Source organism: Pusillimonas sp. SM2304, from assembly GCF_031628915.1.
GTDB lineage: Bacteria > Pseudomonadota > Gammaproteobacteria > Burkholderiales > Burkholderiaceae_B > Pusillimonas_C.
This window is the reverse complement of record NZ_JAVLUJ010000003.1, coordinates 313,204-338,629: the sequence shown is the minus strand read 5'-3', so window position 1 is coordinate 338,629 and position 25,426 is coordinate 313,204. Positions and strand designations below refer to the sequence as shown.

25 protein-coding genes are annotated in these 25,426 nt (G+C 60.5%); 14 read left to right on the top strand and 11 right to left on the bottom strand.

The features are described from left to right. The first annotated feature begins 108 nt into the window (after positions 1 to 108). The gene (locus RE432_RS16500) at positions 109 to 756 is read left to right on the top strand and encodes a DUF4136 domain-containing protein (RefSeq protein WP_310934613.1); all 648 of its coding nucleotides are present in this window, start codon (positions 109 to 111) and stop codon (positions 754 to 756) included. A 61-nt stretch (positions 757 to 817) separates the two neighbouring features. Here RE432_RS16500 and RE432_RS16495 read toward each other — a convergent pair whose 3' ends face one another. Further along, positions 818 to 1,177: an H-NS histone family protein gene (locus RE432_RS16495; RefSeq protein WP_310934612.1), complete on the bottom strand. Its 360-nt coding sequence runs from the start codon at positions 1,175 to 1,177 to the stop codon at positions 818 to 820. Positions 1,178 to 1,350: 173 nt separating this feature from the next. Between RE432_RS16495 and RE432_RS16490 the strand changes: the two genes are divergently transcribed. From RE432_RS16490 to thpD, 7 genes are all read left to right on the top strand, one after another. After that, positions 1,351 to 2,169 carry a carbon-nitrogen hydrolase family protein gene (locus tag RE432_RS16490; RefSeq protein ID WP_310934611.1) on the top strand — a complete coding sequence of 273 codons (819 nt, stop codon included), beginning with the start codon at positions 1,351 to 1,353 and terminating at the stop codon, positions 2,167 to 2,169. Between the two features lie 24 nt (positions 2,170 to 2,193). Continuing rightward, a complete protein-coding gene (gene tldD, locus RE432_RS16485; protein WP_310934610.1) occupies positions 2,194 to 3,651 on the top strand; it encodes a metalloprotease TldD in 1,458 nt (485 codons plus the stop codon). Between the two features lie 225 nt (positions 3,652 to 3,876). After that, positions 3,877 to 4,419, top strand: coding sequence for a MarR family transcriptional regulator (locus tag RE432_RS16480; protein ID WP_310934609.1), 543 nt, complete (start codon positions 3,877 to 3,879; stop codon positions 4,417 to 4,419). Between the two features lie 80 nt (positions 4,420 to 4,499). Beyond that, positions 4,500 to 4,985 (top strand): diaminobutyrate acetyltransferase, encoded by a 486-nt coding sequence (gene ectA, locus RE432_RS16475; RefSeq protein ID WP_310934608.1) that lies wholly within the window; start codon positions 4,500 to 4,502, stop codon positions 4,983 to 4,985. Positions 4,986 to 5,082: 97 nt separating this feature from the next. Beyond that, complete coding sequence (gene ectB / locus RE432_RS16470) at positions 5,083 to 6,390, top strand: diaminobutyrate--2-oxoglutarate transaminase (RefSeq protein WP_310935207.1); 1,308 nt, start codon at positions 5,083 to 5,085, stop codon at positions 6,388 to 6,390. After that, positions 6,387 to 6,782 (top strand): ectoine synthase, encoded by a 396-nt coding sequence (locus RE432_RS16465; RefSeq protein WP_310934607.1) that lies wholly within the window; start codon positions 6,387 to 6,389, stop codon positions 6,780 to 6,782. Before ectB ends, RE432_RS16465 begins: the two co-directional genes overlap by 4 nt. 18 nt (positions 6,783 to 6,800) lie before the next feature. Continuing rightward, on the top strand, positions 6,801 to 7,721 hold the full coding sequence (gene thpD, locus RE432_RS16460) for an ectoine hydroxylase (protein ID WP_310934606.1): 921 nt from the start codon (positions 6,801 to 6,803) through the stop codon (positions 7,719 to 7,721). Positions 7,722 to 7,845: 124 nt separating this feature from the next. Here thpD and ehuA read toward each other — a convergent pair whose 3' ends face one another. From ehuA to ehuB, 4 genes are read right to left on the bottom strand one after another with little or no spacing between them, the layout of a single operon-like run. After that, entirely contained in the window at positions 7,846 to 8,685 is an 840-nt protein-coding gene (gene ehuA / locus RE432_RS16455) for an ectoine/hydroxyectoine ABC transporter ATP-binding protein EhuA (protein WP_409079883.1), read from the bottom strand. After that, positions 8,682 to 9,374, bottom strand: a complete 693-nt coding sequence (gene ehuD / locus RE432_RS16450; RefSeq protein WP_310934605.1) for an ectoine/hydroxyectoine ABC transporter permease subunit EhuD — start codon at positions 9,372 to 9,374, stop codon at positions 8,682 to 8,684. The genes ehuA and ehuD overlap by 4 nt, the downstream gene beginning before the upstream one ends. Positions 9,375 to 9,376: 2 nt before the next feature. Then, positions 9,377 to 10,048, bottom strand: a complete 672-nt coding sequence (ehuC, locus tag RE432_RS16445; protein ID WP_310934603.1) for an ectoine/hydroxyectoine ABC transporter permease subunit EhuC — start codon at positions 10,046 to 10,048, stop codon at positions 9,377 to 9,379. A 14-nt stretch (positions 10,049 to 10,062) separates the two neighbouring features. Further along, on the bottom strand, positions 10,063 to 10,920 hold the full coding sequence (gene ehuB, locus RE432_RS16440; protein WP_310934602.1) for an ectoine/hydroxyectoine ABC transporter substrate-binding protein EhuB: 858 nt from the start codon (positions 10,918 to 10,920) through the stop codon (positions 10,063 to 10,065). A gap of 402 nt (positions 10,921 to 11,322) precedes the next feature. On the opposite strand from ehuB, the gene aroG reads away from it, so the two are divergent. The 6 genes from aroG (at position 11,323) to mnmA (ending at position 18,984) form a co-directional block, all read left to right on the top strand. Further along, a complete protein-coding gene (aroG, locus tag RE432_RS16435) occupies positions 11,323 to 12,417 on the top strand; it encodes a 3-deoxy-7-phosphoheptulonate synthase AroG (RefSeq protein ID WP_310934601.1) in 1,095 nt (364 codons plus the stop codon). Positions 12,418 to 12,479: 62 nt separating this feature from the next. After that, positions 12,480 to 13,892, top strand: a complete 1,413-nt coding sequence (locus RE432_RS16430; protein WP_310934600.1) for an FAD-linked oxidase C-terminal domain-containing protein — start codon at positions 12,480 to 12,482, stop codon at positions 13,890 to 13,892. A 55-nt stretch (positions 13,893 to 13,947) separates the two neighbouring features. After that, a complete protein-coding gene (locus RE432_RS16425; RefSeq protein ID WP_409079882.1) occupies positions 13,948 to 15,441 on the top strand; it encodes an FAD-linked oxidase C-terminal domain-containing protein in 1,494 nt (497 codons plus the stop codon). A 9-nt stretch (positions 15,442 to 15,450) separates the two neighbouring features. Beyond that, positions 15,451 to 16,551 (top strand): glycolate oxidase subunit GlcE, encoded by a 1,101-nt coding sequence (gene glcE / locus RE432_RS16420; protein ID WP_310934599.1) that lies wholly within the window; start codon positions 15,451 to 15,453, stop codon positions 16,549 to 16,551. Positions 16,552 to 16,560: 9 nt separating this feature from the next. Further along, positions 16,561 to 17,787 (top strand): glycolate oxidase subunit GlcF, encoded by a 1,227-nt coding sequence (glcF, locus tag RE432_RS16415; protein WP_310934598.1) that lies wholly within the window; start codon positions 16,561 to 16,563, stop codon positions 17,785 to 17,787. 81 nt (positions 17,788 to 17,868) lie between these two features. After that, on the top strand, positions 17,869 to 18,984 hold the full coding sequence (gene mnmA, locus RE432_RS16410; RefSeq protein WP_310934597.1) for a tRNA 2-thiouridine(34) synthase MnmA: 1,116 nt from the start codon (positions 17,869 to 17,871) through the stop codon (positions 18,982 to 18,984). A gap of 16 nt (positions 18,985 to 19,000) precedes the next feature. Here mnmA and RE432_RS16405 read toward each other — a convergent pair whose 3' ends face one another. From RE432_RS16405 to RE432_RS16380, 6 genes are all read right to left on the bottom strand, one after another. Beyond that, the gene (locus tag RE432_RS16405; protein WP_310934596.1) at positions 19,001 to 19,810 is read right to left on the bottom strand and encodes a sulfite exporter TauE/SafE family protein; all 810 of its coding nucleotides are present in this window, start codon (positions 19,808 to 19,810) and stop codon (positions 19,001 to 19,003) included. A 134-nt stretch (positions 19,811 to 19,944) separates the two neighbouring features. Further along, the gene (locus RE432_RS16400; protein WP_310934595.1) at positions 19,945 to 20,943 is read right to left on the bottom strand and encodes an asparaginase; all 999 of its coding nucleotides are present in this window, start codon (positions 20,941 to 20,943) and stop codon (positions 19,945 to 19,947) included. Between the two features lie 83 nt (positions 20,944 to 21,026). Beyond that, positions 21,027 to 22,004, bottom strand: a complete 978-nt coding sequence (locus RE432_RS16395) for a tripartite tricarboxylate transporter substrate binding protein (protein WP_310934594.1) — start codon at positions 22,002 to 22,004, stop codon at positions 21,027 to 21,029. A 42-nt stretch (positions 22,005 to 22,046) separates the two neighbouring features. After that, positions 22,047 to 23,129, bottom strand: a complete 1,083-nt coding sequence (locus RE432_RS16390; protein ID WP_310934593.1) for a GTP-binding protein — start codon at positions 23,127 to 23,129, stop codon at positions 22,047 to 22,049. Position 23,130: 1 nt separating this feature from the next. Continuing rightward, positions 23,131 to 24,357, bottom strand: a complete 1,227-nt coding sequence (locus RE432_RS16385; protein ID WP_310934592.1) for a hypothetical protein — start codon at positions 24,355 to 24,357, stop codon at positions 23,131 to 23,133. Positions 24,358 to 24,370: 13 nt separating this feature from the next. Next, positions 24,371 to 25,288: a polysaccharide deacetylase family protein gene (locus RE432_RS16380; protein WP_310934591.1), complete on the bottom strand. Its 918-nt coding sequence runs from the start codon at positions 25,286 to 25,288 to the stop codon at positions 24,371 to 24,373. Positions 25,289 to 25,426: the final 138 nt, after the last annotated feature.

The following is a 25,426-nucleotide window of genomic DNA, read 5'->3' as shown; positions in this document are numbered from 1 at the left end:
CTTTGGCCGAACGCCATGGTCTTATACAGATCGGGTAGCATGCGAATACCGGTGTAGGGTGTTGCAGTGCAGTAAGCCGATCAGCGTCATTATCAAGCAGGGGGAAGTATGCGGCACACATTTCATCAATACCAACGCTCGATGGGGCGGCTGATGGCCGTCGCGGCCGGCGCCTTCCTGGTGGCCGGTTGCGCTTCTACGCTATCGGCAAGGGTCACCAGCTATCAGCAGTGGCCGGCCAATGCGCAAGGCGAGTCCTATCGTATCGTGCAGGCCGCCGGACAAGAGAATAATCTGGAATTTCAGAATGTGGCCGACATGATACGGGCGTCGATAGGCCAAACAGGCCTGGTCGAGGCTCAGCCGGGCAGCACGGCCCGTTTCAACCTGCATATCAGCTACGATAATCCGGTGACTAAAACCTGGGTGCAGCGTTATAACGACCCTTATCTGAATGACGGCTGGATGGGTCCCGCCTTCGGCGGATATTATGGCGGCTTTCGCGGATGGGGGGGCGGTATATATATGTCGCCCTCGGTATCGAACTTCCCCGTTGATATTTATAAAAATACCTTGACGGTCATTATTAACGATAATCGGAATAATAATGCCGAGGTTTATAGGTCAAGCGCGGTTAATGCCAGCTCCGGGGATAATCTCATGCAGGCCATGCCTTATCTGGCCAGGGCGGTATTTGACCGGTTCCCGGGGAATAACGGGCAGACCCGTGAAGTCGAGTTCGAAAGAAGGCGCTAAGGCGATATCCAGCCGGCGCCTTGCTGTTCGGCAGGCCCCGGCCGGCCTGCCGCAGCCAGCATCAGCCCGAAATCAAAAACTCGCTGCGGTTCTTGCCATCGGCCTCGGCGTGCGTGATCCAGCGGGGCGCCTTGCCCCGGCCCGTCCAGGTTTCGCCCGTTTGGGGGTGGCGGTACTTAATGGGGACACTGCGTTTTGCCACGGCGCCGGCCGGCGACTTGCGCGCGGGGCTTGTGCCGGTTTTCTTGTTGTAGGCTGCGGCAATGTCGTCCGGCGTGATATCGTATTCACGCATCGACCGAATGATGGATGTCATGACCGGGCCGCGGCGTTTTGCCTGTAGCGCTTTGGCCTGTTTCTGGAGCTTCTGTATTTCTTTTTCTATTTTTTGCATAAGGGCAGAATGTGTATCGCGCGTCATTCGATATTCCTGTAATAAGGGTTGCAGAGACTTACCGTTAATATGCCCGGCTTTTCAGCCTGCGCAGCACTTAGTTCGATTGGCTTTCCATTGGCGGGATGGAAAGGCATATATTTAAAGATAAATGCTGCGGCCCAAGCCGCGTATTATAGCGATTAATATGCTGATTAACTATGAACGGAACAGAAAATAATTTCAGCGTTGCCGCCATTCAAATGGTGTCTTCGCCCCGGGTTGAAGATAATCTGGATCAAGCGGCGGCGCTGATTGCCCAGGCGGCGCAGGCGGGCGCCCAATTGATTGCGCTGCCCGAATACTTCTGTTTTATGGGGCATAAAGACGTCGATAAACTGGCTATTAAGGAAGCGCCCGGAAATGGCCCCATTCAGGCGTTTCTGTCCGGCCAGGCCCGCCAGCACGGAATATGGCTGGTGGGCGGAACCCTGCCGCTCGATAATGACGAACCGCAGCGTATTTTTAATACCAGCCTGGTTTATGACCCCTCTGGAAAGCAAGCGGCACGCTACGACAAGGTTCATTTATTCGGTTTTAAAAAGGGCCAGGAATGCTACGACGAATCCCTGTCCATCCGGCCCGGCCAGAACGCGCCTCAAACGGTCATGTTGCCGTGTGGGCGTGCCGGGCTTTCCATTTGCTACGACTTGCGCTTCCCCGAGTTTTTCAGGGCCATGGGCGATGTGAACCTGATTGTGCTGCCCGCGGCCTTCACCTATACAACCGGCTCGGCGCATTGGGAAATTCTGCTGCGCGCCCGCGCGATCGAGAATCAATGCTACGTGTTGGCGCCGGCCCAGGGCGGCGAGCATGAAAATGGCCGCCGGACATGGGGGCATTCTGTTCTAATTGATCCTTGGGGCGACATCATCGACCGTGTCGAGCAAGGGCCGGGTATGGCCGCAGGCACAATCAGCCTTGAACGAATTTCCGATGTCCGGGCCTCTTTGCCCGCATTGAAGCATCGCACGATGTAAACACAGTAACGGACTCATTTATTTATGAAAATTGCGGATCCCGCCATTAATGCTCTGGCCACGGCCAAATCGGTTTTGCTGGACCCTTGGGGCTTGAGCGAATCAGACATGGCCCGCGCCCTGAGCGAGATTTTCACTCATAAGGTCGATTATGCCGACCTGTATTTCCAATATACGCGCAGCGAAGGCTGGAGCCTGGAAGAAGGTATCGTCAAGACAGGCAGTTTTTCCATTGAGCAGGGCGTGGGTGTGCGCGCCATCAGTGGCGAGAAAACCGCTTTTGCCTATTCCGACACCTTGTCTTCCGATGCCTTGCTTTCGTCGGCCCGTGTGGTGCGCACCATCGGGCGCCAGGGGGCCGGACGCCAGAAGGTGATCAGCGGTCACCCGCCGCCCGCCCACGGCCTTTACCCTGCCATCGATCCGGTCAATACCTTGTCGGCGCCTGAAAAAGTGGCTTTGCTGGAGCGGGTCGAAGCAATGGCCAGGGCCTCCGACCCGCATATCATCCAGGTCATGGCGGGCCTGGGCGCAGAATACGACGTCATCCTGGTCGCGGGCAGCGACGGGCGGCTCGCCGCCGATGTTCGCCCGCTGGTGCGCCTGTCGCTGACCGTGATCGCCGAGCGCAACGGCCGGCGCGAAATGGGGCATGGGGGCGGCGGGGGCCGTACAGGCCTGGGCTATTTCACCGACGACATCCTGCGTTCCTACGTGCGGCGCGCCACGCACGAAGCACTGACCAATCTTGAAGCCCGGCCCGCGCCGGCAGGCCAAATGACGGTGGTGCTGGGTTCCGGCTGGCCCGGCATCTTGCTGCACGAAGCCGTCGGCCACGGGCTCGAGGGCGACTTCAACCGCAAGGGGTCCAGCGTATTTTCCGGCAGGATCGGCGAGCGTGTCGCCTCTAAAGGCGTAACCGTCGTCGACGATGGCACGATTGCCGATCGCCGCGGCTCGCTCAATATCGATGACGAGGGCAATGCAACGCAGCGCAATGTGCTGATCGAAGACGGTATTTTGAAGGGCTATATGCAGGACTCAATGAATGCCCGGCTGATGAAAATGCCTGTGACGGGCAATGGACGGCGCGAATCCTATGCGCATCTGCCCATGCCGCGCATGACCAATACCTATATGCTGGCCGGGCAAACGCCGCCAGAGGAAATCGTCGCATCGGTCAAGAAAGGCCTGTATGCCGTCAATTTCGGCGGCGGCCAGGTCGATATCACCAGCGGCAAATTCGTTTTCTCGGCTTCCGAGGCCTACATGATAGAAAACGGCAAGGTGACCTATCCGGTCAAGGGCGCCACGCTCATCGGCAACGGACCGGACGCCATGAACCAGGTCAGCCTTATTGGTAATGATTTGCAACTGGACTCGGGCGTGGGCACCTGCGGCAAGGAAGGGCAGAGCGTACCGGTGGGCGTCGGCATGCCGACATTGCGGATGGACGGCCTGACGGTTGGCGGTACCGCCTGATCCATACGACGTTTATCGGGTGCGGCCGCTCCGCACCCCTGGCCTCATAGCGGGCTAGACACAGAAAAAGGGCCGGAGGGTGTGTCAAACCCCTCCGGCCCTTTTGCGTACTGCGCTGATTTCCCCCTTCCAGGCGTGTAAAGCCTCCCGATGCGTTGGTTGACATCATTGGTTTGCGCGCTTATGATTTCTATAGAAATTAATTGGATTGAATTCTTTTTGATCATGACGACTACATCATCTTCTGCTCAGCAGTACGATTTGCGCATTTTGCGCGCCTTGAGACGCATTACGCGTTCGGTTGCGCTGCATTCGCGCCAGTTGGCGGCCTACAGCAACATTACGGCGCCGCAACTGATCTGCCTGCGCGCGGTCATCGACCACGGGCCGCTGACCGCCACGGCCATCAGCCGTGAAATCCATGTCAGCGCCAGCACCGTGGTCGGCATTCTTGATCGTCTCGAGGACAAAGGTTTGATCAACCGGGAACGGGGCCGCGAAGACCGCCGCATCGTCTTTGTGACGGCAACCGAGGCCGGCATCAAGCTTGCCCACGAAACGCCTTCCCCGCTGCAGAAAAAACTTGCAGACGCATTGAATGCCTTGCCCGAGCTGGAGCAAGCCACCATCACCATGTCGCTTGAACGCATCGTCGACTTGATGGAGTCCGATGGCGTCGCGCCAGTGGAAGCACCCGGCGAGCTTGCCTCGCCGATTCTCGATGTGCCCCTTGGGGGCGCGCTTCCCGAATCGGGACTGGTCGTGTGACAGATTGCGAAACTATCTTCTCCTCGATCAAGCCCACAGCAAGCGCAGACGACACGTGCTGCACTGACTCCCCTGCGTGGATGCGCGCCCCGCAAAAAGGCGACGCGGCAGGCATCCACCGTCTTATCGCCGAGTGCCCCCCGCTCGACCTCAATTCCGTTTACACCTACCTGCTCCTAAGCGAATACTTCGGCCAGACGTGCATTCTGGCCGGCTCGGGCGACACCCTGCACGGTTTTGTGTCCGGCTATGTGCCGCCGCAGCGGCCCGATACGCTTTTCGTCTGGCAGGTCGCCGTGCACGAGCGGGCGCGCGGCCAGCGTCTGGGGCGGCGCATGCTGCAGAATCTGCTGCAGCGCCCCGGCCTCGCCCACATTCAATTCATAGAAACCACCGTCGGTCCGGACAACAGCGCATCACGTGGCATGTTTGCGGGTCTGGCCCGGCAATTGCTTGCGCCTGTCAACGAGCAGCCGCTGTTCGAGCGGCATATGTTCGGGCCGCAAGCCCACGAAGACGAGCCCTTGCTGCGCATCGGGCCGTTTCGTTCCGAATTGCTTCGATAAGAAGCAAGTCGTTCAACAGTCGAGGCGTCAGGAAATATTCGGCGCACTGGCCGGTTTTTTTCTGATCGGCGCCTCACAACCAGGAGAGGAAAACATGATGGACTTAAAAATATTTGACCGGATGGAGTCGGAGGTGCGGGGCTACGTTCGGTCGTTTCCTGTCATCTTCAAACAAGCTCGCGGCTCCGTACTGATCGATGAAGCAAAAAAAGAATACATAGATTTCTTCAGCGGTGCCGGAACCCTGAATTACGGCCATAACAATCCCATTCTGAAGCAGAAGCTGATCGAGTATCTGGACACGGATGGCGTGGTGCATGGCCTGGATATGGCAACAAGCGCCAAGAAATATTTTCTTGAAACGGTAGACCAGGTGCTGCTCAAGCCGCGCAACTGGGAATACACCCTTCAATTTACCGGGCCCACCGGCACGAATGCGGTAGAAGCCGCGCTCAAGATCGCGCGGCAAGTCAAGGGCCGGCAAAACATCATTTCGTTCACGCACGGATTCCATGGCGTCAGCGGCGGTTCGCTGGCGGTCACGGCCAACGCCAAATTCCGCCAGGCGGCCGGCGTGGCGTTGAGCAATACGTCCTTCATGCCTTTCGATGGCTATATGGGCCCCGATGTGAACACCATCGCTTATCTCGAGCGCATGTTGAACGATAACAGTAGCGGGCTGGACCATCCCGCTGCTGTTATCGTTGAAACGGTGCAGGGTGAAGGCGGCGTCAATGTGGCGTCCAAGCGCTGGCTGAAAGAGCTGCAAAGGGTATGCCGCCAGCACGACATGCTGTTGATCGTGGACGACATCCAGGTCGGCTGCGGCCGTACCGGCAACTTCTTCAGCTTCGAGTCGGCCGGCATCGAGCCCGACATCATCACGCTGTCCAAGTCCTTGTCGGGCTTTGGCTTGCCGATGTCGCTGGTGTTGATGAAGCCCGAGCACGATATTTGGAAGCCGGGCGCTCATAGCGGCACCTTCCGCGGCAACAACATGGCGTTCGTGACGGCGGCCCAGGCCCTGGACAGCTACTGGCGCGACGATACCTTTGCCCAGAACACGCAACGCAAGGAACGCCTGGTGCGCGACTGGCTGGAAAACCTGGTTCACAGCTATCCCATGGCGGGGCTCAGCGTGCGTGGCCGCGGGCTGATCCAGGGCCTGGTGACCCCGGCGGACGATGACCTGGCTGGCCTGATCGCCAAGAAGGCGTTCGAGCGCGGCGTGGTGATCGAAACCTCGGGCGCCAATGACGAAGTGCTGAAGTTACTGCCGGCCCTGACTATCGAGGACGAGTTGCTGACGCGCGGTCTGGAGGTCATCGAACGCAGCCTGGCGGAAGCGCTGGCAGAGAAGGGCGTGCGTGCCCGTGTATTGAAATTTGGAGGACAGGCAGGATGATCGTCAGGAACGTCAAAGATGTGATCGGCACCGAGCACGAAGTAAAGACCCAGAATTGGCTTAGCCGCCGTGTGCTGCTGCAGAAAGACGGCATGGGGTTTTCCTTCCACGAAACGGTGATCTTTCCGGGTACGGAAACGCATATCCATTACCAGAACCATCTGGAAGCGGTGTGGTGCGTGGAAGGCGACGGAGAAGTCGAAACCATAGCCGATGGCAAGAAGTATGCCTTGGGCCCCGGCGTGGTGTATGCGCTGGACAAGAATGACGAGCATTGGCTGCGCGGCGGCAAAGAGCCGCTGCGCGTGATCTGCGTCTTCAATCCGCCGTTGACCGGCTTCGAGGTGCACGACGATAAAGGGGTGTATCCGCTGGTCACCGACGCGGCTTGAGCGCGAAGGAGTAAACAGATGAATATATTGATGAAGGATCTGTACGCGTCGCGTACAGACCGAACCTCTGCCATCATTGCCCGCCGCGACCCGGTGGTCTATGGGGGCGGCGCTTATGCGGACGCGCTGGCGTCCGCGCAGGTGGCTTCATACGAACGCGATGGCTTCCTGATGCTGGAAGACGTCTTCAGCGAAGACGAGGTGCAAGGCTTGCTGGACGAGGTCAAGCGCATGAGCGCCGATCCGTCCATCACCAACCTGGAAGAGGCCATTACCGAACCCGGCAGCGATGCGGTCAGGTCGATTTTCCGGGTGCACCAGTTGAGCCAGATGATGGACAAACTGGCGCGCGACCCGCGCTTGATCCATGTGGCCAGGCAGTTGCTGGGCTCCGAAGTCTATATGCATCAATCCCGGGCGAACATGAAGCCGGGCTTCAAGGGCAAGGAGTTCTACTGGCATTCGGACTTTGAAACCTGGCATGTCGAGGACGGCATGCCGGGCATGCGCGCGCTGAGCTGCTCGGTCTTGCTGACCGACAACAATGCCTGCAATGGTCCTTTGATGCTGTTGCCCGGCTCGCATCAGCAATTCATATCCTGCCAGGGCGTCACACCCGACAACCACTACAAGAAGTCGCTTAAAAAGCAAGAGTATGGCGTGCCCGACACCCTGAGCCTGCAACTGCTGGCCGAGCAGGGCGGCATTCAGGCCATGACCGCCCGCGCGGGTTCCGTCGTGTTCTTCGATTGCAACACCATGCACGGTTCCAACGGCAATATTTCGCCATGGCCGCGCGCCAACGTATTCATGGTGTACAACAGCGTGGAAAACACGCTGGAGCCGCCAAAATATGGTCTGGCGCCACGTCCGGAGCATATCGCCACGCGTAAAAGCTTCGACCCGCTGGTGCCGCTCGACGCCACCGTGACCGCTTAGGCGCCTGGCGGTCCGGGCCGAATCCGCCTGGACACAAGACTGCACCCCGGCGGCGGACCCTAGGATCCGCCGCCGGGGTGTTTTTGTTTGCGGGCCAAGCCGGCGGTGCCGGCGTCATGCCGTTTCAGCCGGGGTTGATGAATCCCTTCAGGAACTCTTGAGTGCGCACTTCGCGGGGCGAGGTGAATACCTGTTCCGGCGGGCCTTCCTCGACGATGCGGCCTTTGTCGAAGAAGCAGACACGGTCCGATATCTGCTTGGCGAACTGCATTTCGTGCGTCACCAGCAGCATGGTCAGGTCATCCTCTTCGGACAGGCGCTGGATGACGCTGAGCACTTCGCCCACCAACTCCGGGTCCAGCGCCGAGGTCGGTTCGTCAAACAGCATGATGTTGGGCTTCATGGCCAGCGCCCGGGCGATGGCGACCCGCTGCTGCTGCCCGCCCGATAACTGGCTGGGGAATTTGTCGGCCTGGTCCGAGAGCCCGACCAGGTCGAGGTATTCTTCGGCGCGCTGGTTGGCTTTTTCTTTGGACAGGCCCAGCACATGCACGGGCGCTTCGGTAACATTGCGCCGCACCGTCATGTGGGGAAACAGGTTGAACTGCTGAAACACCATCCCCATTTCTTTGCGCATCTCGCGCAGATGCGCCTCGCTGGCCGGAACCAGCTGATCGTTCTGGCGTTCATGCCAGAGCGGCCGGCCGGCAACGTGAATGACGCCTTCATTGATCGTTTCCAGCGTCATGAGTATGCGCAGGACGGTGGACTTTCCCGAGCCGGACGGCCCGATGATGGTGACTTTCTCGCCTTTCCTGACGCAGAAATCCAGTGCGTCGAGCACGGTCACATCGCCAAAGCGCTTGACGACTTTGTCGAACTGGATAATGGGCTCGGCCTCTTGTCCGGCCATGGCGGCCGCCGGGCCCACGGGCGCCTTCGCTTCGTTGGCTGCTTCGTTCATTTCAGGGGTATCCCTTGCTTGGGCAGGCGCCGGTCAAGATGGCGTATGGCTGCCGAAGCGACTAAAGTCATAATAAGGTACAGGCCGCCCACCATGGAAAGCGGCACCAGGTAATTAAAGGTGCGGTCGCCAATAATCTTGGCCACATTGAGCATTTCCAGTACCGACACCACCGACAGCACCGGCACATCTTTCATGATGGAAACCAGATAGTTGCCCAGCGCCGGGATGATGCGGGGGATGGCCTGCGGCACGATGATGACGCTGAATGTGCGCAGCGGCGACAGGTCCAGCGCGCAGGCGGCCTCGGTCTGGCCGCGTGTGATCGACTCAATGCCGGCCCGGTAGACCTCCGAGGTGTAGGCGCTGTACTGAATACCCAGGGCCAGCGCCCCCGTCAGGAAAGCGGGCAGCACAATGCCATACTCGGGCAGCACGTAATACAGGAAAAACAGCTGCACCAGCAGGGGGGTGTCGCGGATGAACTCGGTAATCAGGCGCGCCGGCCATGACACGATGCGCAGCCGGGACGACTTCAGCGCCGCCAGCACCAGGCCCAGCACGGCCGCAACGAAAAATCCCAGGACGGTGGCCTGTATGGTCACGACCAGGCCCTTGAACAGGATGGGCAGTATCGATGACGCGAAAAGCCAGTTGTTGGTGGTGTCCCACTCTATACCGAACAGCATGCTCAGGTCCTCCCCGCGCGCCAGCGCCCGACGGAACGTTCCAACAGCTTCATGATGGCGGTCAGAACCAGCGCCATGCCGAAGTACATGAACAGCAGCAGGGTGTAGATCGTGACGCTGTCCTGCGTGAAGTTGCGGATCTGTTCGGCCCGGAAGGCCAGGTCGCCCAGGCTGATCAGCGAAACCAGCGCCGTGTCTTTCAGGTTCTGGACCGCCAGATTGCCGAAACTGGGCATCATTTCAGGGATGGCCTGCGGCAGCGAGATGCGCCACAGGACCTGCCTGGGGGTGAAGTCAAGCGCCTTGGCCGCTTCATGCTGGGAGGGCGGCACCGCCTGGATGGCGCCGCGTACGACTTCCGCGCCGTAAGCGCCGATGTTCAGGCTCAAGGCCAGCGTACCGGCAATGACAGGCGGAAGCCGCAGGTCTATGCCGATGGCCTGGCCCAGGACGGGTAGGGCGAAATAAAGCCAGAACAGCTGGACCAGCAGGGACGTGCCCCGGAATACCTCGATAAAGCAGATCGATATCCCTTTGGCAAGCCAGTTATAGGAGATTTTTCCTATGCCAAAGGCAAAGGCGAAAAACGCGCCCAGGATGGTCGAATAAACCGTCAGTTGTATCGTTACCCAGGCACCTTGCAGCAGCGGCGTGCTGTAGCTAAGCCATTCCATCGGATGCTTGCGCTTTACTCAGCGCAGAGTTGCTCGGTGGTTTTGCTGAACGACTCTTTGGCATCGGTAGGGCTGAAGCCGTACTGAGAAAGGATTTTTTCCCAGTCCTCTGTCTTCTTGAACTTGGCCAGCTCGGTATTGACCGCAGCGCGGAAATCCTCTGAATTCTGGCTGAAGGTGAAGCTGCCCCAACTGCGCGCCGGCGCGCCGTCGATCACGGGATCAGTAAAGTTCTTGGCGGCTTCTACTTTCTTGCTTTTCCCCGCCAGCTCGCCCACGGTCAGGCTGGTCGCCGCATAGGCGCTGGCACGCCCGGTCGACACGGTGGAAATGGCATCGGCGTTGTTCGAGATCGTGACCATCCGGTCTGCCGGCACACCCAGCGCCTGAAGCATTTCAAGCTGGTCGGCGCCCGCCATGATGGCGACTTTCTTATCGGACTTGGCAAAGTCCTCGTAGGTGTGCACGTCGTCCGGGTTGCCCTGGGCGACCAGCAGCCCTTCGCCGTACGAGCTGTTGGGCTCTGAAAAAAGCACTTCCTTGCAGCGTTGCGGCAAGATGGCCATCTCGGCCGCGACCATGTCGAAGCGATTGGCCCGCAGCCCGGGGATCAGTGAGCCGAAGTTGGTCGTCACCCACTCGATCTTGCCGATGCCCAACTGCTCCATGATGTGTTTGGCCGTATCGGGCCCCACGCCCTTGGCCTGCCCGTCAAGGTCCATATAGCCATAAGGGATTTCGTTGGCCACGGCAATGCGGACGGTGCCGCGATCTTTGATTTCCTGCAGGCTGGCAGCTGTGGCCTGACCGGCCAGGCTGCCTGTCAGCGAGGCGGCCAGGACATAAAGCGCCGCTTTTTTTATCGTGTTCATTGCATATCCTTTTGCTGTGGTTGATAAGCTGCGTTCCAGTCAAGGCCGCGCTTTTCAATTGGCTCAGAAATGATCATCAATAAAATCATACACTACATAATTATTTGAACTCAAATTAATATTAGTGTAATGGACACGTTGACGGCGCCTATCCCTCTGGTTTTTGCAGGGCAGGCCTGATTTTTTATTGGCAAGATAAAAACTCTATGCTAGGATTGGCCTCTATGTACCGCGCAAGCCCATTTTTCTTTTTTTATTTTTTTGCTTTTCCAAAACCGCTGGTGGAGGAAGGGAAGCGTTGTACGCAGTAAAAAGAACCAAATTCCCAAAAAGCCGCCAGCGTCGCTAGGCGGCTTTTTTTGTACCGCCAGCAGGCGGGCACAATTACTCTGGAGTCTAGCTGTGTCGCACAATACTGATGATTTACGTATCCGGGAAATCAAGGAACTTAGCCCGCCCGCCCATGTTATGCGCGAGTTTCCCTGCACGACCGGCATTTCGTCCACGGTGTATGGCGCCCGCCGTGCCGTACACGATATTTTGCATGGCTCCGATGACCGCCTGGTCGTGGTGATCGGCCCGTGTTCCATCCATAATCCGGTCGCCGCCCTTGAATATGCCAAACGCCTCCTGGCGCAGCGCGAGCATTTCAAAGGCGAGCTTGAAATCATCATGCGGGTGTATTTCGAGAAACCCCGCACGACCGTCGGCTGGAAGGGGCTGATCAACGACCCGGGGCTGGACGGCAGCTTCAATATCAACCTGGGGCTGCGCACCGCGCGTGAACTGCTCATTGGCGTCAATGCGCTGGGTTTGCCGGCCGGTTGCGAGTTCCTGGACATGATCACGCCCCAGTACATCGCCGATCTGGTTTCCTGGGGCGCCATTGGGGCAAGAACCACGGAAAGCCAGGTGCACCGCGAACTGGCGTCGGGGCTGTCCTGCCCGGTCGGGTTCAAGAACGGCACCGACGGCAATACCAAGATCGCGATCGATGCCATCAAGGCGGCGTCGCAACCGCATCACTTCCTGTCCGTCACCAAGGGCGGACATTCCGCCATCGTTTCCACGGCAGGCAACAACGACTGCCATGTCATCCTGCGGGGCGGCAAAACCCCCAATTACGATGCCCAGAATGTCGAGGCGGCCTGCCAGGCGATGATCAAGTCGGGGCTGCGCCCGCGCATCATGGTCGACGCCAGCCACGCCAATAGCAATAAAGACTACAAGAACCAGCCGCTGGTGCTGGAAGATGTCGCCGGGCAAATGGAAGCCGGTGACGAGCGCATATTCGGGGTCATGATAGAAAGCAATCTGGTGGGTGGACGCCAGGACCTGGTCGCGGGCCAGAATCTGACTTACGGGCAAAGCATTACCGACGGCTGCATCGACTGGGATGACTCTGTGCGGGTGCTTGAGCGCCTGGCGGCGGCTGTCCGGCATCGTCGCCAGACATCTGTGCAATCGGCAAATGCCCTGATCGGCAGCAAGGCGTAAAACCCGTTAGTATGGGGTATAAAGCTAAGATAGCAAGCAGCAAGGTTTCCAGGAGTCCAGGCATGAACGCCCCTGTTGTTTCAGAAGTATTGCGTCGCGCTATTCCGGCCGGCTTTCTTGAAGCGCTGGCCGAAAGGTTTGGCGACCGCTTTTCGACCGCCCATGCCGTACGCGAGCATCATGGGCGCGACGAATCGCCGTATCCGCCGATGTTGCCCGATGGGGTGGTGTTTGCTTCCAGCACGGAAGATGTCGCCTGGGTGGCGCGCCATTGCCATGAGCACAAGGTTGCGCTGATTCCTTATGGCGTCGGGTCGTCGCTCGAAGGGCATCTGCTGGCCATCCAGGGCGGCATCAGCCTGGATCTTTCGGGCATGAACCAATTGGTGGCCGTCAACCCCGAAGACTTCACCGCGACGGTGCAAGCCGGGGTCACCCGCAAGCAGTTGAATGACGAAATCCGCAATACGGGTCTGTTCTTCCCCATCGATCCGGGGGCGGACGCCAGCCTGGGCGGCATGGCGGCAACCCGGGCTTCGGGCACAAATGCGGTGCGCTATGGCACCATGCGCGAAAATGTCATGTCCCTGAAGGTGGTCACGGCCGACGGCCGCGTCATCGAAACCGCCAACCGGGCCCGGAAGTCATCGGCGGGCTACGACCTGACCCGTATCTTCGTCGGCAGCGAAGGCACTTTGGGCATCATTACCGAAGTCACCCTACGCCTGTATCCACAGCCCGAAGCCATATCGGCCGCCATCTGTAACTTTCCCACGCTGCAAGCCGCCGTGCAAAGCGTGATCGAGATCATACAGATGGGGGTGCCTGTGGCCCGCGTCGAATTCATGGACACCTGGGCTGTCAAGGCCACGAATGCCTACAGCAAGCTCAGCCTGAACGAATCCCCCTTGCTGCTGTTCGAATTCCACGGCAGCCCCGCAGGGGTCAAAGAGCAGGCCGAAATCGTGCAGGGCATCGCACGCGATAACGGCGGCATGGATTTCGACTGGGCCGAGCAGCCGGAAGACCGCAGCCGCTTATGGACGGCGCGCCACAACGCCTATTTCGCCGGCCTGCAGCTGCGCCCCGGTTGCCGTGCCAGCACGACCGATGTCTGCGTACCTATTTCGCGTCTGGCCGAGTGCGTGTCCGAAACCGCCGTCGAGCTGGACCGAGCCAGTTTTCCGTATACCATCGTGGGGCATGTGGGGGACGGCAACTTCCACGTATTGATGCTGCTGGACCAAGACAATCCCGCCGAGTGGGAAGAGTCCGAGGCGCTGAATCGGCGCTTGGTCGAGCGGGCCATCCGCATGGAGGGCACCTGCACGGGCGAGCACGGCGTCGGCCTGCATAAAATGGAGTTCATGGTGGCCGAGCACGGGCGCGACGCCCTCGACCTGATGGCAAGTTTGAAGCATGCTTTCGACCCCCACAACATCCTGAATCCGGGGAAGATCATTCCGCAGGCTTGAAACGGCAGCGCCCAGCCTGGGCGCCGCCCTATAAAAACAACGATAAAGAGAGACAATGACCGATACTGTTATGAGCCCGGTGGCCGAGCATGCCCCGGATTTCGCGGGCCTGATTGCCCGGCTGGAGCCCAGCGTTCCCAGGCATTGCATTCTGTCGAAAATCGAAGACACGCGTCCCTACGAATGCGATGGCCTGTCCTTGTACCGCGCGCTCCCGCCCGTTGTCATATTGCCCGAGAACGAGGCGCAAGTCGTTGCCGTGCTGCAGGCCTGCAAGGCGTTCAATATACCCATTGTGGCGCGTGGCGCAGGCACCGGACTGTCGGGCGGGGCGATGCCGCACGCGCAAGGCATTCTGCTGGGCCTGGCAAAACTCAACCGCATCCTGAGCATCGACCTTGAAACGGCCACGGCCGTCGTGCAGCCGGGGGTTCGCAACCTGGCCATTTCGGAAGCGGCGGCGCCTTACGGCCTGTACTATGCGCCCGATCCGTCCAGCCAGATCGCCTGTTCTATCGGCGGCAATATCGCGGAAAACTCCGGCGGCGTCCATTGCCTGAAATACGGGCTGACCGTGCATAATATATTAAGGGTGCGCATGGTCACCATCGATGGCGAGATCGTCGAGCTGGGGTCCGAGGCTCCCGATAGCCCGGGGCTTGATTTGCTGGCGGCTTTCATCGGTTCCGAGGGCATGCTGGGCGTGGTGACCGAAGTCACCGTCAAGCTGATTCCCAAGCCTGCCTGCGCCCGGGTCATCATGGCCAGTTTCGCCAGTGTCGAAACCGCGGGGCAGGCCGTGACCAACATCATTGCCACGGGCATCATTCCCGCCGGGCTGGAAATGATGGACAAGCGCGCCATTCATATGGTCGAGCCTTTCGTCAAGGCAGGCTACGACCTGGATGCCGATGCCATCTTGCTGTGCGAGTCCGACGGCACCGAAGAAGAAGTCGAAGACGAAATTCAGCGCATGCTGGCTGTCTTTGAACAGGCGGGCGCCACGCGCTTGCAGGTGTCGGCGTCCGAGGCGGAGCGCCTGGTGTTCTGGGCGGGCCGCAAGAACGCATTCCCGGCTGCCGGGCGGGTTTCGCCCGACTATTACTGCATGGACGGCACCATTCCGCGCAGGCACCTGGGCCGGGTGCTGAGCGCCATCGAACAAATGGAAGACGAGTTCAGCTTGCGCTGCGCCAACGTGTTCCATGCGGGCGACGGCAATCTGCATCCCCTGATTCTGTTCGATTCCAATCAGCCGCAGGAAGTCGAGCGCGCGGAGAAGTTCGGCGCCGCCATTCTTGAGCTATGCGTGCAAGTGGGCGGGACGATCACCGGCGAGCATGGCGTCGGCCTGGAGAAGATCAATCAGATGTGCGTACAGTTCACGCGCGAGGAACTTGATTTTTTCTGCGCGTTCAAGCGCGCGTTCGATCCTTATGGCCTGCTGAATCCGGAAAAAGTCATCCCCACGCTGGTGCGTTGTGCCGAATACGGGAAGATGCATGTTCATGGCGGAGAAATCCGTTTTCCCGAGTTGCCTCGTTTTTAAAGGTTGCGCATGGATTTCGTATTATCCGAGCTTTGTCAGCAGGTCATGACCGCCCGCGGCGCGGAGCGCCCCATTTATATCCGCGGCGGCGGCACGAAAAGTTTTTACGGAGAGCCCGGCGGCCCCAGTCCCATTCCCGACACCGCCATCCTTGATATGTCGGTATGCAACGGCATCGTCAACTATCAGCCGTCCGAACTCGTCATGACCGTCAGGGCGGGCACCTTGCTCAGCGACATCGAAAAAGCGCTGGACGAACAGAATCAGATGCTGGCCTTCGAGCCGCCGCGGTTCGGGCCGGCCTCCACGATAGGCGGCAGTGTCGCCAGCGGCTTGTCCGGGCCCCGGCGCATGGCGGCGGGCAGCCTGCGTGATTTCGTCCTGGGCGCAAAGTTGCTGGATTCCTCCGGCATGGTGCTCAATTTTGGCGGCGAGGTCATGAAGAACGTGGCCGGCTACGATGTGTCGCGCCTGCTGGCCGGCTCCATGGGGATATTCGGCGCCCTGATCGAGGTGTCGATCAAGGTGGTGCCCAAACCTTTCCAGGAACGGACGTTCAGGCTGGAAGCCAGCGAAGCCCAGGCGCTTGAGCTGTTCGGCCAATGGCGGGGCCAGCCAATACCGATCACCGGCACGGCCTGGGTGGCGGAGCCTGAAGGACAGGCAGGGGCGCTGTATGTCAGGGTGTCGGGCAGCGAGCCCGCCGTGCTGAGCGGCGCCCGGAAAATTGGCGGCGAAGCCATGGCCGACGGGGAAGCGCAGTCGTTCTGGGACAGCTTGCGCGATCAGACCCACCCCTTCTTTCAGGCCCGGCCATTATGGCGTGTCGCGGTGCCGCCGCAAACCCCGGCGCTGCAGAAGGGGCCGACTCTGATTGAATGGAACGGCGGCCTGCGCTGGCTGTCGGGCGGGGCGCCGGCGGCTGATTTGCGCGATGGCGTCGGGCGGCAGGGCGGGCATGCGACGCTTTATCGTTTCGACGACAAGGCGCCTGATGTGCCCGTGTTCCATCCCTTGGCTCCCGGTTTGAAGAATATCAACCGCCGGTTAAAGCAAGAGCTTGATCCCGTAGGCATTTTTAATCCCAATCGCCTGTTTCCAGACTTTTAAGGGCACATCGTGCAAACAAATCTAGCTTCTTGGGCGCGTGACACCAATCCAGGCAAAGATGCCGATGAAATCCTGCGCCGCTGCGTCCATTGCGGGTTCTGCCTGGCAACCTGTCCCACCTATCAGGTACTGGGCGACGAGCGCGATAGCCCGCGCGGCCGCATCTACCTGATCAAGCAGGTGCTCGAGGGCGCCGAGCCGACGGAAGCCACACAGAAACATCTGGATCGCTGCCTGACTTGCCGGAACTGCGAAACCACCTGTCCGTCCGGCGTTCAATACGGGGCGCTTGTCGACATTGGACGCGATCTGGTCGATCAACGGGTCGAACGCCCAGTGTCGCAACGTTTGTTGCGCAGCGTATTGCGCCATGCACTCAATTCGCCGCTGTTCGGGCCGGCCATGTCGCTGGGGCGCCTGTTGCGCCCGATGCTGCCCGAGGTGCTTCGCAACAAGGTGCCGCAAGCCCGGCCCCTTGGCCAATTGCCTGTCGACGGGGCCCGTCATCCGCGCCAAGTGATCATGCTGGCCGGCTGCGTGCAGCCCGCCATGATGCCCACCATCGATGCGGCGACCATCCGCGTCCTGGATGCCTTGGGCATCGGCACGCGGGTCGTGCCGGGGGCGGGGTGCTGCGGCGCCATCAATTTCCACCTGGATGCCCAAGAGGCCGCGCTGGACCAGATGCGAGCCAATATCGATGCATGGCTGCCCCTGCTGGACAGCGGGGAAGCCGAGGCCGTCATCATGAATGCGTCGGGCTGCGGCGGCATGGTCAAGGAATATGCACACCATTTGCGCCATGACGCCGACTACGTCGCCAAGGCCTTGCGGCTGGTGGACAAGGTGCGCGACGTGGCCGAGATCGTTGCGCCTCATAGCGCGGAACTGAAGGCCAGGCTGGGCGGATTGCCCGAGCGCACGGCTTTCCATCCTCCGTGCACCTTGCAGCATTGGCAGGGCCTGCGCGGCGTCAGCGAAAACTTGCTGGATGAGCTGGGGTTCAATCTGCAGCCGTTCTCGGAGTCGCATTTGTGCTGCGGCTCGGCCGGCACCTATTCCGTCACCCAGCCTGAGCTGTCCAAGTCCCTGCGCACGCGCAAGCTCGATGCCATCCATGCGGCCCAGCCCGATTACATCGTTTCCTCGAACATCGGCTGCATTACGCATTTGCAAAGCGGTACCGCAACGCCCGTGCGCCACTGGATAGAGGTCGTGGACGAGGCCCTGCAATAGCAGGATTTGCGCAGGGCCGTGTCCGGCGGGCGCGTTCACCGGCGGCAACCTTTGAACGCGAAAGCGAATAAAATACCCGGCATGGTTAAAGCATCAGCAACAAAAGGACGCGTCGTCATCGGCATGTCGGGCGGAGTCGACTCTTCAGTGGCCGCGTGGCTGCTGAAAGAGCAGGGCTACGATGTATTGGGTCTTTTCATGAAAAACTGGGAAGACGATGACGACTCCGAGTACTGCTCAACGCGGCAAGACTGGCTGGATGCGGCCAGTGTGGCCGACCTGATCGGCGTCGATATCGAGGCCGTCAACTTTGCCGCTGAATACAAGGACCGGGTTTTTGCCGACTTCCTGCGTGAATACTCCGCCGGCCGCACCCCCAATCCCGATGTCCTGTGCAACGCCGAGATCAAGTTCAAAGCCTTCCTGGACCACGCCATGTCGCTGGGGGCGGATCATATCGCCACGGGGCATTATGCGCGGGTGCGCGCTGTGGACACCCCGAACGGCCGGCAACATCAGTTGCTCAAGGCGCTGGACCTGACCAAGGACCAAAGCTATTTTCTGCACCGGCTCAACCAGAACCAACTGGCGCATACCCTGTTCCCGCTGGGTGAAATCCCCAAGACGGAAGTCCGGCGCATTGCGCAGTCGCTGCAATTGCCCAATGCCGCCAAAAAGGATTCGACCGGCATCTGCTTCATCGGCGAAAGGCCTTTTCGCGAGTTTCTGAACCGCTATCTGCCCACCCATCCCGGTCCCATCAAAACGCCTGAAGGCGTGGTCGTCGGCCAGCACCAGGGCTTGTCGTTCTACACACTGGGCCAGCGCAAGGGCCTGGGCATAGGCGGCGTCAAAGGCCGCCAGCGGGACGACGGCACCGCCGACGCCTGGTATACGGCCCGCAAGGATCTGGCCAGCAACACCTTATATGTGGTGCAGGGGCATGATCATCCCTGGTTGCTGGGCCGAAGCTTGCAGGCGCTGGATGCCAGCTGGGTGGCGGGCTGTGCACCCGACCCGGGCGAGTATTCGGCCAAGACGCGCTACAGGCAGGCCGATTCGGCCTGCCGCCTGGAGGGCGCTGCCGCAGACGGCTTTTCTTTGTCGTTCACCGAAAATCAATGGGCAGTGACGCCGGGGCAGTCCGCCGTGCTGTACCAGGGCGACGTCTGCCTGGGCGGCGGCATCATCGCCTAAAGCCTGCGCACGCTGATCAGGCGTTGATGCCTTTCAGGAACATATAGATGGCCAGGGCGTACAGCATGATGGCAAAAACACGCTTGAGCTTCTTGACGGGCAGGCCGTGGGCCGCCTTGGCCCCTAAAGGCGCGGTGAAAATACTGGCTATCGCAATCAAACCCAGGGCAGGCAAAGAGATATAGCCGAACGAGCCGCTGGGCAAGCCGGTGACCGACATGCCCGAAACAATATAGCCCGCCACATTGGCGACCGCGATGGGAAAGCCCAGTGCGGCGCTGGTGGCCACCGCCGTATGGATCGCGACGTTGCACCAGGCCATGAAGGGTACGCTGATAAAACCGCCGCCCGCGCCGACCAGGCCCGAGAAAAAGCCGATGACGCCGCCCGCGAGCAGTTGGCCGCCGGTGCCCGGCATCTGGCGTGTGGGGGGCGGCTTCTTGTCCAGAAACATTTGCGTGGCCGAAAAGGCAACGAATATGCCGAAGAAAATGGCCAGATAGGCGCCCTTGAGGATAGAGAACACGCCTACGCTGCCTATCATGCTGCCGATGACAATGCCCGGCGCCAGCTTGCGTACGATATCCCAGCGCACCGCGCCGCGTTTATGGTGGGCCCGAACGCTGGAGATGGATGTAAAAATGATGACTGCCATGGAAGTGGCAATCGCCATTTTGACCGCCAGCTCGCTGTCTACGCCTTGCGACGAGAACATGAAGGTCAGGAAGGGTACAAGAACCATGCCTCCGCCTATGCCAAGCAACCCGGCCAGGAAACCGCTGCCGATTCCAAGTAGAAGTAGTTCGATGATGTGAAAACTGTTCATGAGCTTATGCGAGATGGGCAGAGCGCCGGAGCGACCGGACGCTTACGCCGTAAAAGAATACGCCTGGCAAATGTTGCCAGGCAACGGAATAACAAGCAGCGGTATCATGACACATTCTGCCGCTTGAAGCAGTCTCAAGCTTGCAGATTGCTGAAACGCATGAATTGATGGCGTATGGCCTCGACCGTTTCATTGTTCCCCATCAGTGCGCCCAGCAGCAAGCGTGCCTTCAATGCGTCGAGCAAGCCTGCCGGGATCAAGCCCCGGCCGGCCAGGTCGATTTCCGAGCCCGGAAACCCGTAGGTGTTCGTGAACACGGGTCCGCCGGGGGTGCGCACGGCAAGCACCACCGGCATCTTTGCCGCCAGCCCGGACAGCCTGGGCGCCCAGCACTGCGGCACATGCCCCGCGCCCATCGCTTCGACGACCACCCCGGCGTAACCCAGCCCGGGCAAGGCATCGAGCATTCGGCCATCATCGCCCAGGCAGGCCTTAACGATGGCGATATCCGGCCAGGCGCCGGGCCGGGATAGCGCCAAGCGCGGCATGCCCGACGACGAGGTAAACAGGGCACGCTGCTCGCTGACCAAGCCCAGGCGCCCGGCATTGGGAGAGATAAAAGAAGAAGTCAGGCCGGTATGCCCCTTTTTGACAAAGGCGGCGGCATGCACCTCGTCGTTCAGTACGACCAGGGTGCCGCGGCCGGCGGCCTGGGGCGAGCCCGCCACAATGACCGACGCGAGCAGATTGGCGGGGCCGTCCGCGCCGGCCGCCTGCGCCCCGCGCATGGCGCCCGTGACGATGACGGGCTTCCTGTCGGCAACGAGCATATCGAGCAGAAAGGCGGTTTCCTCGATGGTATCGGTGCCTTGAATGACAATGGCGCCGTCGATGCCGCCGTCGAACCGCTGCTGAATCAGGTGCGCAAGCTCCGCGATCTGGCTGGTCGCCAGCGAGGCGCCCGGCATGCTGCTGAAGGTCAAGGCTTCGATATCGGCTTGCTGCCCAATTTGCGGGACGGCGTTCAGGAGATCGGCGGCGGTGAGCGTAGGCGCAATGCCTTTCGACCCCTGGCCGCTGGTCATGGTGATGGTGCCGCCGGTGGAGATGACGATAAGCTTGGGCTTGGACATGCTGTGGATTCTGTATGGATGAGTGTTGTGTCGGAGGACGCGCCGCATGGCGGCGTCCCTTGCCTTGATGCGGGTTGGCCCGGCTAGTCTATGGTGATGCCGGTTTCCTGGACGACCTTGCCGTAGCGGGATATTTCCGACTGCAGCAGTTGCGCAATCTCTGCGGGCGGCGCGTTCAGGGGCTCGGCGCCCAGATTGCGAAAGGTCTGGATGACTTTCGGGCTTTGGACGGCTTTGCCGAAGGCCTCGTTCAGGCGGGCCACGATCTCGTCGGGCATGCCCGCTGGTCCCAGTACACCGCTATATAAAGTGAGTTCGGCGGCGGGTACGCCCGCTTCGCGTATGGTGGGCACATCGGGCAGTGCGCTGACGCGGTCGGGCGTGCTGACGGCCAGCGCCCGCAGCTTGCCGGCGTTGACCTGGGTGATGGCGGGGGGCATGCTGCTGAACGCGTATTCGATATCGCCGGAAATAATGGAGGCGACCAGTGGAGCGCTTCCCTTATAGGGGATATGAACGATATTGTTCTTGACCGCCTTGTTCATCATTTCGCTGGCCAGATGGATGATGGTGCCGTTCCCGGATGAGCCATAGAAATACGTGTCCGGTTTTTCGTGTATGCGGCTATTCAGTTCCTGAACGGTCTTGACCGGCGAGCTTGCATTGATGACCAGCAGCAAGGGCGTGGACGACACCATGGCCACGGGGGTGAAGTCTTTGATGGTGTCGTAGGGCAGCTTCTTGTAAAGGCTGGCGTTGATCGCGTGCGTGGTCAGGTCCTGGAACAGCAGCGTATAGCCGTCGGCCTTGGCGCGCGCCACGACATCCGACGCAATGGTCGTGCCGGCGCCTGGGCGGTTTTCCACCACAATGGTCTGCCCCAGCTCGACGGATGCTTCGCTGGCAACCGCGCGCGCCACCACGTCCGAGATGCCGCCGGGAGGAAAGCCAACGACCATGCGTATGGGTTGCGTCGGGTAAGCGCTCTGCGCCAGTACGGGACTGGCCGCCAGCGCCAGGGCGCACAGCGAGAGTCGGGAAAATCGTGCGAGTTTTAACATGTGTGTCTCCGGTTATGGCTATGAAAAAAAAAGGAAATGGGCTTATTCAGCGAGCGCCTGCAGGGACTGCCAGTAGCCTTCGATCTGTTCGCGCGCAAGGTTGCGCGCGATGAAAACCAGGGTCGATTGCCGGTCGCCGCCGGGATCGCGTTCCAGCGCCACGGGGCGGTCATAGACATGGCATACGCCCTGGATCAGTTGGGCCTGGCGCTCGCCTTCGAAGTAGACGATGCCTTTGACGCGCAGCAGGTCCTGGCCCCGCAGTTGCAACAGGGTGGACATGAATAGATCGAACAAGCCGCGGTTCAGCGGCGTGTCAAAGCGCAATGCAAAGTTGGCGATGCCGGCGGGATGGATGGAACGCTGCCGGGCCAGGTAGGCGCCCGTCCCGTCCGGCAAGGAACTGTCATCGCGGGGCGGCTCGCCGGGCGTGCCGGCTTGCCTGAGGGCGGCAATATCGCCGAACAGGCCGTCGCCAGGGTCCGCCAGAAAGGCCGGATGATTGAATGGCGTGGCATCGGCCAGCAGGGCGATGTCGAGATCGCCCCGTACGGCGGTGATGCCGCTGGCATAGCTGTTGATGGCGCGTGCCCAGGCCCATGCCGCATCGGCCTGGGCTGGCGTAGCCAGATCGGACTTGCTTAGGACGATCAGGTCCGCGGCTGCGATCTGGGCGTCTGCGATGGCCTGCGCCGCCTGGCGCGCCTGCGTGTTGATCGGGTCGATCAGGGTCACGACATGGGCAAGGCGGTAATCGCGCGCCAGCGGGCCGTCGCCATACAGCGTTTGAGCGATGGGTCCGGGTTCGGCCAGGCCGCTGGTCTCGATGATGACGCGGTCAAAGCTGGGCAATTCCCCGCGATACCGGCGCATGCCCAGATCGACCAGCAACGCCTGCAGGTCGCCGCGCAGTTGGCAGCACATGCAGCCGTTATCGAGCAGCACCGTGTTGTCGTCGGAGCGCTCCAGCAACTGGTGGTCGATGCCGATTTCGCCGATCTCGTTGACGATGAGCATGGAGTTGGACAGCTCGGGCGTGGCCAGCACTTTCTTGAGCAGGGTGGTCTTGCCGCTGCCCAGAAAGCCCGATACGACGATAACGGGCGTGCGCGTATCCGTCCGCATGCTACACCGTCATCTCGATGGCATACAGTCCGCCCGCATGGCGGTCCACGGCGAACACGATGCCGCGGTCGTCGACGAACACGTCGTTGAACTGTATGGACCCGGCGGGCGAACCCGCGGGCGCTTCGGGCACGAAGTAGGCCACTTCCTGCGGGCTGTACGGATCGCGGATGTCATAAGCCCGTATGCCGCCGTTGAAGTACGAGCATACGAGCATGTCCTCTGACTTCCAGGAGCCCGGGACGGGTGTGTTTTCGTGCACGTTGTGCGCGCCGTAGCGGCCGCCCCGCTGTTTGTGTATGTCCACCGGCGGCATGGGCAGCGTGGCGATGCTGATCGGATGTTTTTCGTCGCTGATGTCGACGAGCCAGACCAACTTGGGCCAGTCCGCGGCGTTGTCTTGCACGGTTTCATCGCTGACCACCATCAGATTGCGTCCGAACAGCGGTAGCGCGGTATGCGTGAAGCCCTTGAAGGGCGGCGAGTTCATGAAGCGCGAGATCGGCTTGGGATTGCTCAGGTCCGATATGTCCATGATGAAGGCGCCGCCGTCCAGATAGCCCAGGTAGCAGCGGTCCGGGCGCTGGGGGTAGACGTTGGTGTTGTGGGCGCGGAAGCCCGAGTCGAACTCCGGGGCAAGACGCGTGGGGGGCGGCGCGTCATCGCCTTCCATGGTGCCGGGCATGTGCCAGCGTCCTATGGCCTTGGGCGCGGTCGGATTGCTGACGTCGACAATACGATAAACCTGGTCGTCCTTGGGGTTGCGTGGGACCAGTTCCGGATCGCCGCAGGCCATATGGACGGTCTGGCCATCCACGAACCACAGGCAGTGCGCGCCTCGGGAGTGGGGGGCCGAAGCGTCAAAGTGAGACAGCAGCCTGGGTTTCTCGGGCTGGCTGATGTCGAAGAGGTCGAAACCGGCGGGGGCCAGGCCTGGCTGGCTGACCTGATAGGCCACCGCCATGAGGTTGCCGCTGACTTCCAGGGAGTTCGACCGCACATGGGCATGGGGAAGATCGGTCTGGACCAGGACGCGTGGGCGGCGAGGGTCGGAGACGTCGACCGCCGTGAAGTTCTTGGGCGCGCCTTCGTGTGCCAGCCATAGAACGCGCCGCCCGTCCGGCAGGCATTGCATGGCGATGCCCTCGCCTACGCCGCCGAATCCGCCCAGGGTGTCTTGAGATAACAGGCGCATGTTGCGCTGCTGGGGATAAAAGGTTTTTTGCATGCCTTGGCTTTCCTTAACGTTGAACAGCGGCGGTGCCGGCTTGGGCGGGGCTGGCCTGGTCGTACCATTCCAGAATCTGTTTGCCGGTCATGAAACGGACGCCGTCGTGGCCGGCGATGTAATTCAGCGCATCCTCAAGGTGCTTGATGCGATGCGGGACGCCGCTGAGGAAGGGATGGACGGCGATCGCCATGACCCGGACGCGTTCTTCGCCTTCCATATACAGGCGGTCGAAGCTGTCGCGCACGCGTGTGTAGAACTCCTCGGAGCGATGATGCTGGACCGCCATCATGGGAACGTCGTTGAGTTCCACGGAATACGGCATGGCCACCATGGGGCCAGTGGCGGTCTTCAGGCGGCACGGTTCGTCGTCCAGCACCCAGTCGCCGATATACCGTATGCCGGCCGCGTGGAGCAGGTCGACGCTGTCCAGCGTTTCCGTCAGGCCCGGGCACAGCCAGCCAACGGGTGCATTGCCCGTGAAATCGCGTATGGCTTCCACTGTTTTGGCGATCATCGCGGCCTGGTCGTCCACCGCGTGCGTGGGCATCTGGATATAGCCGTGCCCCATGAACTCCCAGCCGGCGTCATGCGCCGCCTGGGCAACCCTGGGGTAGCTGGCGCACACCATGCCGTTGATGGAAAGCGTCGGCGCGACCCCCAGTTTGTCGAACAGGGCCTTCATGCGCCAGAACCCCACCCGCATGCCATATTCATGCCAGGCCCAATTGGGCACATCGGGAAAAGGCGTAACGCCGGTTGGGGCCGGCAATACTTGGCGGGCCATGGGGCGGGCAATATCCCAGTGTTCCACATTGACGATAGGCCAAACGATAATGCGCGCGTTGTCTGGCCTGGCCAAAGCAGGGCGATCGATGATGGCTGAATAAGGTAGCCGTTCGGCTGGGGTTGAAGAGGAATTTATGTTCATAATATGGATATCGTTAAGTGGCCGTGTAAGAAACCGCAAGATTGCATTGAATCAATACCTTCAATCTAGATATCCGCTTTGGCAGTGTCAACGACTATTCTATATACTTCCATAATATGGATAATTTATTTGAAGCTG

What these genes read in the sequence shown, in the direction of transcription:
- ehuC (WP_310934603.1), bottom strand. Translation starts at nt 10,048, where the DNA reads ATGGAATGGCTTAGCTACAGCACGCCGCTGCTGCAAGGTGCCTGGGTA.
- RE432_RS16430 (WP_310934600.1), top strand. Translation starts at nt 12,480, where the DNA reads ATGAACGCCCCTGTTGTTTCAGAAGTATTGCGTCGCGCTATTCCGGCC.
- glcE (WP_310934599.1), top strand. Translation starts at nt 15,451, where the DNA reads ATGGATTTCGTATTATCCGAGCTTTGTCAGCAGGTCATGACCGCCCGC.
- RE432_RS16465 (WP_310934607.1), top strand. Translation starts at nt 6,387, where the DNA reads ATGATCGTCAGGAACGTCAAAGATGTGATCGGCACCGAGCACGAAGTA.
- thpD (WP_310934606.1), top strand. Translation starts at nt 6,801, where the DNA reads ATGAATATATTGATGAAGGATCTGTACGCGTCGCGTACAGACCGAACC.
- RE432_RS16390 (WP_310934593.1), bottom strand. Translation starts at nt 23,129, where the DNA reads ATGCGGACGGATACGCGCACGCCCGTTATCGTCGTATCGGGCTTTCTG.
- RE432_RS16405 (WP_310934596.1), bottom strand. Translation starts at nt 19,810, where the DNA reads ATGAACAGTTTTCACATCATCGAACTACTTCTACTTGGAATCGGCAGC.
- ectB (WP_310935207.1), top strand. Translation starts at nt 5,083, where the DNA reads ATGGACTTAAAAATATTTGACCGGATGGAGTCGGAGGTGCGGGGCTAC.
- RE432_RS16380 (WP_310934591.1), bottom strand. Translation starts at nt 25,288, where the DNA reads ATGAACATAAATTCCTCTTCAACCCCAGCCGAACGGCTACCTTATTCA.
- ehuD (WP_310934605.1), bottom strand. Translation starts at nt 9,374, where the DNA reads ATGCTGTTCGGTATAGAGTGGGACACCACCAACAACTGGCTTTTCGCG.
- RE432_RS16480 (WP_310934609.1), top strand. Translation starts at nt 3,877, where the DNA reads ATGACGACTACATCATCTTCTGCTCAGCAGTACGATTTGCGCATTTTG.
- RE432_RS16495 (WP_310934612.1), bottom strand. Translation starts at nt 1,177, where the DNA reads ATGACGCGCGATACACATTCTGCCCTTATGCAAAAAATAGAAAAAGAA.
- tldD (WP_310934610.1), top strand. Translation starts at nt 2,194, where the DNA reads ATGAAAATTGCGGATCCCGCCATTAATGCTCTGGCCACGGCCAAATCG.
- RE432_RS16500 (WP_310934613.1), top strand. Translation starts at nt 109, where the DNA reads ATGCGGCACACATTTCATCAATACCAACGCTCGATGGGGCGGCTGATG.
- ehuA (WP_409079883.1), bottom strand. Translation starts at nt 8,685, where the DNA reads ATGAACGAAGCAGCCAACGAAGCGAAGGCGCCCGTGGGCCCGGCGGCC.
- RE432_RS16425 (WP_409079882.1), top strand. Translation starts at nt 13,948, where the DNA reads ATGACCGATACTGTTATGAGCCCGGTGGCCGAGCATGCCCCGGATTTC.
- RE432_RS16385 (WP_310934592.1), bottom strand. Translation starts at nt 24,357, where the DNA reads ATGCAAAAAACCTTTTATCCCCAGCAGCGCAACATGCGCCTGTTATCT.
- ehuB (WP_310934602.1), bottom strand. Translation starts at nt 10,920, where the DNA reads ATGAACACGATAAAAAAAGCGGCGCTTTATGTCCTGGCCGCCTCGCTG.
- ectA (WP_310934608.1), top strand. Translation starts at nt 4,500, where the DNA reads ATGCGCGCCCCGCAAAAAGGCGACGCGGCAGGCATCCACCGTCTTATC.
- mnmA (WP_310934597.1), top strand. Translation starts at nt 17,869, where the DNA reads ATGGTTAAAGCATCAGCAACAAAAGGACGCGTCGTCATCGGCATGTCG.
- RE432_RS16490 (WP_310934611.1), top strand. Translation starts at nt 1,351, where the DNA reads ATGAACGGAACAGAAAATAATTTCAGCGTTGCCGCCATTCAAATGGTG.
- RE432_RS16400 (WP_310934595.1), bottom strand. Translation starts at nt 20,943, where the DNA reads ATGTCCAAGCCCAAGCTTATCGTCATCTCCACCGGCGGCACCATCACC.
- RE432_RS16395 (WP_310934594.1), bottom strand. Translation starts at nt 22,004, where the DNA reads ATGTTAAAACTCGCACGATTTTCCCGACTCTCGCTGTGCGCCCTGGCG.